Source organism: Bacillus altitudinis 41KF2b (assembly GCF_000691145.1).
Classification (GTDB): domain Bacteria; phylum Bacillota; class Bacilli; order Bacillales; family Bacillaceae; genus Bacillus; species Bacillus altitudinis.
Window position 1 is genome coordinate 236,745 of the sequence record NZ_ASJC01000004.1, and the last position, 11,220, is coordinate 247,964.

Genomic DNA, 11,220 nt, shown 5'->3' on the forward strand with positions numbered 1-11,220 from the left:
CTTTATATCTTTCTAACTTGTCACATTTCCTCAACGTGATCAACGAACAGCATGTGATGATGATCAACAGAATTTCATGAACTTCTCCTCTGTTATCAATGATTCTTTTCAACCCTATTACCCCCATAGACTTCAATTCTCTTGTTATTCTTATGTTATCATTTTAAACACATACTGGAAATTCACCCCACAAGGAAGAAGTGAAACATATGCATAAATTGTACTCAGCAAAATTATTATTTGAATCTAGCTCCTCACCAAAGGTGAGACCGGATAAAATCTTTGAGGAACGAATCATTTTAGTGAGAGCAAAAAACAATCGAAAAGTGAAACAAATCGTCAAAGACCATTTTCCAGATGAGACATTTGAAAATGGAGATCATGGACAAACAACCACAAAACTAGCAGCCGTACTAGATATCTTTGAGCTAGTTGAAAACTTAGACGAAGGTCCCCTGCATTTAAGCGAAGTGTACAGCCGATATCTTCTTTTTGATCAAGAAACATCTGCTAAAGAAGCGATCGACGCTTATTCGTTAGACAAATAAAAAAAGCCGGCTGCTCTGCCGGCTTTTTAATATCGCTGGAATAACTCTGGGTTTTTCGGGACGTTTTCTAAATAAACGATCTTTCCTTGATCATCCAGCTCTGCAATATCAATGCCTTCTGCTGTATATACACGACCGTCTGTTAACTTTCCGCAAACAGCCCAGTTTGTTTCATACTTCCCATCTTCACGTTTCACCCAGCCATCCCACATATGCTTAATGTCTTCATGTACGTGGAAAAATGTGTTCAAAAACTGTGTGAACGCTTGGATGCCAGGCTTTTCAGCACCATTTAAGACAATCATGACATCATCTGAAAACAATGCCAGCAATTCGTTCATTTGCTCTTGCCCTTTTCCCGCTTCATCATATCGGCGAAAATACGTATCGAGCACTTCCATCATTCATTCTCCTTTATTTACCTGTCATTTCGAAAATAATCGAACAATTAGATTGTACACAATTGTATCTCTACTGTCTATTTTTCACGCAGATAAGAAAAGACATGGATGAGTCAATCCATGTCTTTTACAGATGAAAGAGCTGCTTTCTCTGACTCGACAAGAGATGTTAGTTCTTCCGCAGCTTTTTTCGGATCAGCGCTTTGGCTAATGGCGCTGATGATGCTAATGCCATCGGCTCCCGCTTGGATGACTGGTGCCGCATTTTCATACGTGATCCCGCCGATGCCCACAATAGGAATGTGAAGACCGTGTTGACGTACTTCGTTGATTAAAGAAACACCCTGGACACTGCGTGTATCCTTTTTTGTTTCTGTAGGATAGACTGGACCCATCCCAACGTAGTCTGCCCCGTCCTTCATCGCTTGCCTCACTTCATCTAGATTGTGCGTGGACACGCCTAATATTTTATTCCCGATTCTTTGCCGTACATCTAGTGCAAGTGTATCTTCCTGCCCAACATGGACACCATCTGCATCAAGATCTATTGCAAGCTGTACATCATCATTTACGATAAAGGGGATATTCGCTTCTTGGCAAAGTGCTTGAATCTGCTGAGCGATTTTTTTCTTTTCTTCACCTTGCAGAGCACCTTCACCCTTTTCACGAAACTGAAACATCGTGATCCCGCCTTGAATGGCCTCTTTCACCACATCAAGCGGATGCCGGCTTGTATTCGCTGTTCCCATAATAAAATAAACCGATAATTGCTGTTTGATTAGCTGCTGATCAACCTTCGTCATGCAAAACTCCCCCTATTTTCCCTAACGTGATCACATCTTGACCATTTGTATTGGATAGCGCGTTTAACAATTCGATTTGAAAGGTGCCTGGCCCTTTCTCTTCTGTCTGCTGAGCTGCCTTTTCTGCAGCGACACCATAAAACAGCAGAGCTGATGCCGACGCATGAATGGGCCGTTCCCCTGTTGCACAAAATGCCCCTATGACAGAGGTGAGTAAACAGCCAGTCCCTGTCACCTTGGTTAACCATTCGTGTCCATTATGAATAGATAGAACCTCTTCTCCATCTGACACGACATCCACTTTTCCCGTAATCGCCACAACGGTTTGAAGGGCTTTTGCCGCCTGCTTTGCTAAAGACGATACATCTCCATTTGCCCCTTTTGCATCAACCCCTTTTGACTGCCAGCCTTTCACTCCAATTAAATGAGCTATTTCAGCAGCATTCCCTCTGACAACAGTGATGCCCACTTGCTGTAACAGCTGTTTCGCCGCACTCGTCCGAAACGTTGTCGCACCAACACCAACAGGATCTAATAGAACCGGTACACCTTTTTCATTGGCCGCTTGTCCAGCAATGACCATCGCCTCCACCGTATCCTTTGTTAGTGTGCCGATATTCAGCACAAGTGCATCCGCTAATTGCGCCATTTCTGCCACTTCTTCTTTGGCATTTGCCATGACTGGAGAAGCACCTAAAGCAAGCAGTCCATTCGCTGTAAAGTTCGTCACAACTTGGTTGGTGATATTATGGACAAGCGGATTTTCCGCTCGAACCTTTTCCAAAAGATGAGACACGCAGCTTAATTTCATCTGTATCGTCCTCCCTTTTACTCTGCATCCCACACATAGGATTTTGTATGCTTTAACCATTCTCTTGCAGCAAAGGACAAGTAGCGGTCCTTTCGCCAAATGACACCCAAATGCCACGGAATAGACGGATTTAAGGAAATGATCCTCACTTTATCAGGATCTAGATCACGGCAAATCCGTTCAGGCAGAAGCCCGATTCCAAGGTTCTCAGCAACCATTTCACTGATGAAATCCCATTGTGACGTTTCATAAATAACGTTCGGCCTGAATCCCGCATTCATACATTCATTTAAGATTCGGCTGTGCAGAACGAAATCTTCTCGAAAGAAAATAAAAGACTCTTCCTTTAAATCAGCCAAATGAACCTCATCACGTCCTGCCATCGGATGTGATGGATGGGTGACAAGCTTCATATCCTCTTTAATGATGGTGTATGTATGAAAAATTTTATCATTTGCAGGCAGAACAATGACACCAATATCTAATGATCCATCCTCTACCCCTTCCTCTACTTTAATGGAGCCATGCTCCACCAATTGAAAGGTGACATCTGGATACTGCTGGCGGAATTCCCCCATCACATTTGGGAAAAAGCTTGATCCAATCATGGGCGGCAGTCCTATTCGGATATGTCCTTTTTTCACATTCATTAAATCATTTAATTCACTCGTTAAATTCTGAAAGGATTGTGTGATTTCACTCGCCTGTGTATACATGGTTTGTCCAGCATCTGTCATTTCAACCTGTCTGCCATTACGGTAAAACAACTGCACACCTAGCTCATCCTCTAGGTTTTTGACCATCTTGGAAATGGTCGGCTGCGACACATAGAGCGATTGTGATGCTTTCGTAAAACTCTTTAACCGTGCCACTTCTAAGAAATATGTTAAATGTCTGATGTCCACATGGTTCATCCTTTCTATAGACAAAAGGAATACTAACTATTCGATATATGTATTTTACCTATAATAGAACGTGCTGTACACTTTAAAGTAAGCTCACCGATTAGAACGTTGTGTTGTTTTTGTGAAACAGTGAACAATTTATATAGAAAAAGGAGTGAACAGAAAGTGCAATTGCTCAAAACGTCGCTGATTGCTACCCTTCAGATTATGGCTTTATTTGCTTTTGCGAAATTGATGAATGTGCTGGCGGCCTTTTTGCATTTAAGAATTCCGGGCACGATCTTAGGCATTCTTGTCATTTTCTTATTACTTCATTTTAACATCATTAAATTAAAATGGATTGAACTTGGCGCCGTATGGCTGCTCGGAGAACTGCTGCTCTTCTTTATCCCTTCAGCAGTAGGTGTGATTGATTACGGAACATTACTTTCTCAATCTGGCACAAGTATTGTCCTTGTGGTTTTACTTAGTACCTTTGTGGTCATGCTCTCGACTGGCATGATGACGCAGATGATTGCGAAAAGAAAGGAGCGAAAAAAGCTATGTTAGTTGGCGGACTATTTTTGATCTTAACCATTCTGATCTATCTCGGATCAAAAGCGGTTTATAAACGTCACCCGAAGGTCTATGTTTCCCCTTTACTTGTGACACCAGTTGTTCTTGTGGTCTTGCTGTTAATCGTGAACATTCCTTACGATGCTTACAATCAAGGCGGAAAATGGCTGACAAATATGCTTCAGCCTGCGACTGTGGCATTTGCCATTCCTTTATATAAGTATTTTCACATTCTGAAGAAGCATGCAGTAGAAATTATTTTGAATGTGGCTTGCGGTTCTATCGTTGCAATTTTATCAACAGCGTTTATCGCTAAATTGTTTCATTTGGATACGAGTCTGATCGAGAGCCTCGTCCCAAGATCCGTCACAACACCCGTTGCAATGAGTGTGTCTGAAATGATTGGCGGGATGCCGTCCGTTACGGCTGTATTCGTCATTTTAACAGCATTATTTGGCTCAATCATTGGGCCATTGGTTATCCGTTATTTCCGTATTGATAATGACATTGCAATGGGCGTTCTGCTTGGTACAGGAGCACATGGTGCAGGCACATCGAAGGCCTTTGAACTGAGCTCGGTCTCAGGCACGATCTCAAGTGTGTCCATGATCATTTCGGCCATTATTACATTATGTGCAGCGCCTATCCTGATGTCGTTTGCCCTATAGAAAAAGCCATTTCCCCCTATCGGAAAATGGCTTTTTCTTATGCTTGGATGAAGACAACCTTTAAATAGTTCCCCTCAGGATAATTTTTCGTTGTACGGAAGTCCTCAGGAAGTGTATATTCCTCAAGAATACGATACGTTTTCCCAGATTCTTTAAAGGCCTGTGCAATAAATCCTTTAAACTTTTTCATCCCAAATGCACTGCTATTGGTTGACGCCACAATGACGCCGTTCTCAGCTGTGATCTGGATGGCTTCTTTTAATAGTTTCTTATAATCCTTCACTGCACTGAATGTGTGTTTCTTCGTTCGTGCAAAGGAAGGTGGGTCCAAAATTACGACATCATAGTTCCAGCCTTTTTTCGCCGCAAACGGGAAATATTTAAAGACATCCATGACTTTGATATCCTGCCCGTCTACATCAATGCCATTCACTTCAAACTGCTCAGATGTTTTTTTCAAACTGCGGTTTGCAACATCTACACTTGTCGTACGGCTTGCCCCGCCAAGCGCTGCTGCTACAGAGAAAGCGCCGGTATAAGAGAACGTATTAAGGACGGTCTTTCCTTTTGCATAGCGATCTCGAATTGCTTTTCGCACATGACGCTGATCAAGGAAAATACCTGTCATCGCACCATCATTTAGATAAACCGCCACGTTCATCCCATTTTCTTTGACGATAAGAGGAAATTCACCTTTCTCCCCTTTTACAAAATCGTCATCTTCGATATATTGTCCAGACGTATCAAATCGTTTCTTTTCATAAATGCCTTTATAGTCAGGGTACACCTGCTCAATCGCAGCCAATACATCTTCTTTTAATGTATAAACACCTTCGCTATACCATTGGATGAGATAGAATCCATCATAATAATCAATCGTGATTCCACCAATTCCATCCCCTTCTCCATTGAACACACGGAAAGCCGTCGTCTGTGCATCACGAAATAAATGCGTTCTGCTTTTGGATGCCTGTTCAAGTTTAGAAACAAAAAAGGGCTGATCTATTTTTTCGTTAGCGTCAAAGGAAAGTACCCAACCGATGCCTTTATTTTGCACACCATAATATCCTTTCCCTAAAAAAGAGCCTCTTTCATCTACCCATTCAATGAGCTCGCCTTCCTGTACACCGTTCACACGCGACACAGCATCTTTTGAAATAAGCGGATATCCCTTTTTCACTTGTTCTGCAAATGTTTGTTTTAATGAGATTTTTTTCATTTGTGTCATCCTTATCCTAAATTGACTCTCTCTATCCTACCATATGAATGTATACGTTACTTCTATTATGATAAGATGAGGAGAAAAATATCAACTCGACATAGAGGAGGCTCTTTTTTGACAACATTACGCTTAGATCATACAGGGATTATGGTGACAAATATTGATCAGTCCATTGATTTTTATGAAAAAGTGGTGGGCATGAAATTAAAGGATCGCATCACTCATACAAACGGAGTCATTGAACTTGCCTTTCTTGGCTTTAAAGACGAAGCGGAAACGGAAATTGAACTCATTCAAGGGTATAGCAGTGACCTTCCATCTGAAGGAAAGGTCCACCATCTCGCCTTCACAACAGATAATATTCACGCTGAATTTAACCGTATTCAAAAGCTGCAAATTGAGCTAATAGATGAAGAAATCACAACATTGCCCAATGGCTATTGCTACTTCTTTTTCCGAGGGCCAGACCAAGAGTGGATTGAGTTCTTCCAACGATAATATTTCCTAGGAAATGCATGCGAATCGGTATATTCATTCTCGTCACAAAAGAAAAAGAGTAAGAGCATACCTGCTCTTACTCTTTTTTTTATAGCACCTTACTAAGAAATGATTTGGTACGCTCATGCTGCGGGTTTCCAAAGAGTGCTTCTGGTTTGTCTTCTTCGACGATATATCCGCCATCCATAAAGATCACTCGGTCTCCCACTTCTCTTGCAAAGCCCATTTCATGTGTGACGACAATCATCGTCATTCCTTCGACTGCTAATTGTTTCATAACAGCTAAAACATCCCCAACGACCTCAGGGTCAAGAGCAGATGTCGGCTCATCGAATAAGAGCACTTTCGGGTCCATCGCCAAGGCTCTTGCAATGGCAACACGCTGTTTTTGTCCACCAGATAATTGGTTAGGGTAACTTTTGGCCTTGTCTTTCAAGCCGACCTTTTCAAGCAAGTCTAATGCTTTATCGACTGCCGCTTTCTTCTCCATCCCTTTTACTTTCACCGGTGCGATCGTGATATTTTCTAACACGGTTTTATGAGGAAATAAATTAAAGTGCTGAAACACCATACCAACTTCTTGTCGTACTTTATTGATATTCACTTTTGGGTCTGTAATCGTATGTCCGTGGACAACAACTTCCCCAGCCGTAATATCCTCTAATTTATTGAGACATCTGAGAAATGTGCTTTTCCCTGATCCTGAAGGACCAATGACACATACAACCTCTTTTTCCTCGATGACTGCATTAATATCCTTTAAGACTTCGTTATCACCAAAGGATTTCTTTAGGTTTTTCACCGTAATCATACTCATTTCACATCAAATCTCCTTTCTGCGTAGCTAGCCAGTAGAGAAAGTAAATAAATGATCACGAAATAAATGACACCGACAATGAGCCAGACATTCAAAGGATCAAAGGTAGCCGATGCTTGAACTTGTCCCCGCTGCATGATATCAGCAATACCGATAATCGATAAAAGAGAGGTGTCCTTCAAACTGATGATGGCTTGGTTCGTAATGGCTGGAAGCATACGGCGAAATGCCTGTGGAAGGACGATAAAGCGCATGTTTTGTCCACCTGTGAATCCTAAAGAGCGTGCGGCTTCAGTTTGTCCTTTATCGATGGACTGAATCCCTGCACGAATAATTTCTGAGAAATAAGCTCCTGCGTTAATCGCTACTGTAATAATCCCTGCCGGCACTCGGTCAAGTGAAATGAATTCAAGTGTATTAAGCCCAAAATAAATGAAGAATAGCTGTACGATAAATGGCGTACCTCGAATGGCATTGACAAAAACGAGTGAAATAAAGTTCAAGATTTTAAATGGTGATAGGCGGAATAGTGCCACAATCAACCCGATGATAAAACCTAAAATGATAGCAACAACAAAGATATATAATGTGGTTTGCAAACCATCCATTAAATACGGAAATGCATTAACAATCGTATCCATGTTTCTCCCTCCCTAATTCACATACGGTTGACACATAAAGAAAGCGCGCTCTGAGCGCGCCTCGCTTGTGTTATGACTTCAAATATTTCTCAATAATTTTGTCATATTCACCGTTTTTCTTTAGGTTTTCCAGCCCTTTATTGATTTTCTTCAATAAGTCCTGGTTTTTACCCTTCATCACTGAGATCCCGTATTGGTCTCCATTCAAGCGATCTCCAACTGTTTTCAATTTCAAGTCTTGCTGTGCGATCGCATACGTAATGACAGGATAATCCTCAATTAAAGCATCTGCATTTCCATTAGATACTTCTTGGAACATAGATGGACTGTCATTGAATTGAACTACTTCATACCCATATTTGTCTGCGTTATCTGTTGCAAATTTTGCACCTGTTGTCCCATTTTTAACAGCTAGCTTTTTCCCCTTTAAATCATCAATCGATTTGATGCTGCTGTCCTTTTTCACAACAACTGTCAGACCAGCGTCGAAGTATGGATCTGAGAAATCCACTTTCTTTTTACGTTCATCTGTAATACTCATACCACCCATTCCAACATCAAGCTGACCTGCTTGCATCGCTGGAATAATCCCTGAGAAATCCATTGCTTCAAGCTTCACTTTGAAGTCTTGGTCTTTCGCAATGGCGTTAATTAAATCAACGTCTATTCCCACCGTTTTACCGCCCTTTTCAAATTCAAATGGCGGATATGTTACATCTATCCCGATTTTATATGTCCCTTTGCCTTCTCCCGAACCGCTGTCTGATTTTGAACCACAGGCTGCCATGACGAGCACAACAATTAGTCCCATGATCAGTAACATCGATTTCTTCATAAAACACGACCCCCAATTGTCAGTTTTGTCTAAATATTCGCAATAACAATCTTACTATACCACGCTAAAGCTATACTGTGTGATATTTTTTATCAATACCAAAGATCCATACAATTCTAGATCGATAGTCTCTTTAAATTTTACTTTTTTGCGAATAACTCATTTTATTCTGAAAGAAGCATGTTTCACAATATTCATGTGATATAATCTCACAAAAAACCGCGAACACTCCTTTTTCAATACCACTTCTTTCTCACCTATGAAAAAACCCTCTTTCACTGTCTCTCTTCCTCTATTGATATCCTGATATATTTTTTCAACATCCTCTTTTTACCTAAAAAAATGTAAGCGTATACAATTCGATCACTACTCCCTAATTTTTTCACTACTGGTTGAATTTACATCAAAAAACATGTTTTACAAATTGAGATAGACCGCTTAAAATATAAGAAGATACTTAATATGGAAAGATGATTCAGACAAATAAGAATCAGCAGAAATGAATAGGTGAAGAAAGGAGGATACCAATTGGCAGAAACAGGTGTTTTGTCATCCGTTGATGTAGCAAATATGCTAAATGACTGGTATGTCTTGATGAAAAAAAGAGACATACAAGAAGCCATACAGCTAAAAGAAGAGATTCTTCAAGCATTTGATCGAATGGAAGAGAATCAAGATGTCTTACTCTACTATCAACTTTTAGAATACCGTTTCAAAGATTTAGTCGAAGATACAGCTTCGTTAGATCACAGTCTTTTTGTGGATGAAAATGCGATTCGTACAGATGATATGCTCAGCTACTATTTCTATTTCTTTAAAGGCATGTATGAAATGCGCAGAGGGAATCAAGATACAGCATTTCACCATTTGAAATTGGCCGAGGATAAATTAGATCTCGTTCATGATGACATTGAAAAGGCAGAATTCCATTATAAAACAGGATGTCTATACTATAATATAAGATCCACACTTCTCTCCATCCACCACTTAAAAAAGGCTTCGTCTATTTACGACGCAGATCCATGTTATGTGAAAAAATCAATCAGCTGTCAAATGATGCTTGCTCTGAATTATGCGGATCAATCGAAATATGATGAGGCAGAAACTTTGTTTGGACAGGTGATTCACTCACTAGAACAGATGGAGGATCCAGATTTACTTGGCCACGCATATTGCAATGCAGCCTTTATTAAAAGTCTAAGAAGTGAATACAGTGAAGCTGTGCCGCTCCTAGAAAAAGCTTTATTGATTGAGGCATTCGAAACTTCTTCTCCAGGCGGTTATTTACTGGCCTTGTATGCCTACACGAAAGCGCTGTTTAAGCTGAAAAAGCCTGGTTTGTTCCACTATTATGTACAGCTTTCACTTCAAAAAGCAGAAAATTTAAAACAACGAAACATTTCACTTAAATTATCCATTTTAGAAACATTGATGCTCCAGCCAAACAACATGATTGAGCAGATCATTTCTTATTGTGATCAATTAGAATCTATGAATTTCCTTGTTGATCTTGAGGCTATCTGTCAGGATGTAGCCGCCTACTTAACTGAAAATGGTCTTCCGAAAGAAGCAATGTATTTTCAGAACAAGGCATTGTCATTCAAAACTTGTTAAGAAGATGGAGTGATGTATGATGAAAAAATGGCTGATCTCAAGTGCGATTTTTGCGCTCTTGTTCACAGGTGTTTGGATTGGTACTTCTACACAAAAAGGCAGCCCGTCTGCACAATCGCAAGATGACGGTACGATCATTCAAAAGAGAGATCGAGGCACCAACCCTTAATAAGACTTAAAAGAGTAGCTGTCATTCAAAACAGCTACTCTTTTTATTGGTTAATCAATTTCCCGTTTGATATTTTGCATTTTTTCATCTAAGTAGTGAGCGATATCTGCCGCTTCCTTTAGTTCATCGGTGAGCTGATGAGGAACATCGTTTTGCAGCTTATAATAGATTTTATGTTCGAGACTCGCCCAGAAATCCATCGCAATGGTCCGCACCTGAATTTCAACCTTCACATGCTCCACACGATTCGTTAAGTAAACAGGAATCTCAACAATTAAATGAAGACTTCGATAGCCATTTGGTTTCGGATGCTGAATGTAATCCTTCACTTCAAGGATCTTTAAATCCTCTCTTTGCCTCAGAACATCAATAATGTTATAGATATCTTGAATAAACGAGCAGATGATGCGGACACCAGCGATATCATGTATGTACTCCTTGGCACATTGTGTGGTGATGTCACATCCTTTTCTCGCTAGTTTATTCACGATGCTTTCAAAGGATTTGATCCGTGATTTAGTATGCTCTATTGGGTTGTGTCCATGGATTAAATTATATTCCTGACTAATAATCGAAAACTTTGTATCCATTTCATCTAATGCAAATTTATATACTAATAATTCATTTTTCCAGTCTTCCATGACACTTTTCAAATCTTCTACATGAGTTGCTGACATATTCATTTCTTTTTGTCATCTCCTTTTGGCAAACAGCTGTTACACTGCTTTCCGTT

General features: G+C 40.3%; 15 protein-coding genes. 6 read left to right on the forward strand and 9 right to left on the reverse strand.

The features are described from left to right. The first annotated feature begins 209 nt into the window (after positions 1–209). Entirely contained in the window at positions 210–548 is a 339-nt protein-coding gene (locus BA79_RS09555) for a DUF4288 domain-containing protein (protein WP_035702487.1), read from the forward strand. Between the two features lie 26 nt (positions 549–574). On the opposite strand, the gene BA79_RS09560 is transcribed toward BA79_RS09555, so the two are convergent. The 4 genes from BA79_RS09560 to cidR all read right to left on the reverse strand — a co-directional run bounded on the left by BA79_RS09560 (position 575) and on the right by cidR (position 3,468). Continuing rightward, on the reverse strand, positions 575–952 hold the full coding sequence (locus BA79_RS09560) for a nuclear transport factor 2 family protein (RefSeq protein WP_235701785.1): 378 nt from the start codon (positions 950–952) through the stop codon (positions 575–577). A 110-nt stretch (positions 953–1,062) separates the two neighbouring features. Continuing rightward, positions 1,063–1,752 (reverse strand): thiamine phosphate synthase, encoded by a 690-nt coding sequence (gene thiE / locus BA79_RS09565; RefSeq protein ID WP_035702490.1) that lies wholly within the window; start codon positions 1,750–1,752, stop codon positions 1,063–1,065. Next, positions 1,739–2,563 carry a hydroxyethylthiazole kinase gene (gene thiM, locus BA79_RS09570; RefSeq protein WP_035702492.1) on the reverse strand — a complete coding sequence of 275 codons (825 nt, stop codon included), beginning with the start codon at positions 2,561–2,563 and terminating at the stop codon, positions 1,739–1,741. The genes thiE and thiM overlap by 14 nt, the downstream gene beginning before the upstream one ends. Before the next feature lie 17 nt (positions 2,564–2,580). After that, positions 2,581–3,468: a cidABC operon transcriptional activator CidR gene (gene cidR / locus BA79_RS09575; protein ID WP_035702495.1), complete on the reverse strand. Its 888-nt coding sequence runs from the start codon at positions 3,466–3,468 to the stop codon at positions 2,581–2,583. A 165-nt stretch (positions 3,469–3,633) separates the two neighbouring features. On the opposite strand from cidR, the gene BA79_RS09580 reads away from it, so the two are divergent. Both BA79_RS09580 and BA79_RS09585 read left to right on the forward strand, forming a co-directional pair. Next, entirely contained in the window at positions 3,634–4,017 is a 384-nt protein-coding gene (locus BA79_RS09580) for a CidA/LrgA family holin-like protein (protein ID WP_008345527.1), read from the forward strand. Further along, positions 4,011–4,691: a CidB/LrgB family autolysis modulator gene (locus BA79_RS09585; RefSeq protein WP_007497850.1), complete on the forward strand. Its 681-nt coding sequence runs from the start codon at positions 4,011–4,013 to the stop codon at positions 4,689–4,691. The genes BA79_RS09580 and BA79_RS09585 overlap by 7 nt, the downstream gene beginning before the upstream one ends. Positions 4,692–4,728: 37 nt before the next feature. Here the strand turns inward: BA79_RS09585 and BA79_RS09590 are convergent, their stop codons facing one another. Continuing rightward, positions 4,729–5,910: a class I SAM-dependent rRNA methyltransferase gene (locus BA79_RS09590; RefSeq protein WP_035702498.1), complete on the reverse strand. Its 1,182-nt coding sequence runs from the start codon at positions 5,908–5,910 to the stop codon at positions 4,729–4,731. A 117-nt stretch (positions 5,911–6,027) separates the two neighbouring features. Between BA79_RS09590 and glxA the strand changes: the two genes are divergently transcribed. Then, on the forward strand, positions 6,028–6,411 hold the full coding sequence (gene glxA / locus BA79_RS09595; protein ID WP_008345541.1) for a glyoxalase GlxA: 384 nt from the start codon (positions 6,028–6,030) through the stop codon (positions 6,409–6,411). A gap of 88 nt (positions 6,412–6,499) precedes the next feature. Here glxA and BA79_RS09600 read toward each other — a convergent pair whose 3' ends face one another. The 3 genes from BA79_RS09600 to BA79_RS09610 all read right to left on the reverse strand — a co-directional run bounded on the left by BA79_RS09600 (position 6,500) and on the right by BA79_RS09610 (position 8,704). Continuing rightward, positions 6,500–7,228, reverse strand: coding sequence for an amino acid ABC transporter ATP-binding protein (locus BA79_RS09600; protein ID WP_025208197.1), 729 nt, complete (start codon positions 7,226–7,228; stop codon positions 6,500–6,502). Then, entirely contained in the window at positions 7,225–7,869 is a 645-nt protein-coding gene (locus tag BA79_RS09605) for an amino acid ABC transporter permease (RefSeq protein ID WP_007497860.1), read from the reverse strand. The genes BA79_RS09600 and BA79_RS09605 overlap by 4 nt, the downstream gene beginning before the upstream one ends. A gap of 70 nt (positions 7,870–7,939) precedes the next feature. After that, positions 7,940–8,704, reverse strand: coding sequence for a transporter substrate-binding domain-containing protein (locus tag BA79_RS09610; protein WP_007497862.1), 765 nt, complete (start codon positions 8,702–8,704; stop codon positions 7,940–7,942). Positions 8,705–9,232: 528 nt separating this feature from the next. Here BA79_RS09610 and BA79_RS09615 point away from each other — a divergent pair. Beyond that, entirely contained in the window at positions 9,233–10,318 is a 1,086-nt protein-coding gene (locus BA79_RS09615; protein ID WP_035702501.1) for a response regulator aspartate phosphatase, read from the forward strand. A 16-nt stretch (positions 10,319–10,334) separates the two neighbouring features. Continuing rightward, positions 10,335–10,487 carry a hypothetical protein gene (locus tag BA79_RS19595; protein ID WP_155720705.1) on the forward strand — a complete coding sequence of 51 codons (153 nt, stop codon included), beginning with the start codon at positions 10,335–10,337 and terminating at the stop codon, positions 10,485–10,487. A gap of 50 nt (positions 10,488–10,537) precedes the next feature. On the opposite strand, the gene ywaC is transcribed toward BA79_RS19595, so the two are convergent. Beyond that, the gene (gene ywaC / locus BA79_RS09620) at positions 10,538–11,170 is read right to left on the reverse strand and encodes a GTP pyrophosphokinase YwaC (RefSeq protein WP_007497867.1); all 633 of its coding nucleotides are present in this window, start codon (positions 11,168–11,170) and stop codon (positions 10,538–10,540) included. Between the last annotated feature and the right edge of the window lie 50 nt (positions 11,171–11,220).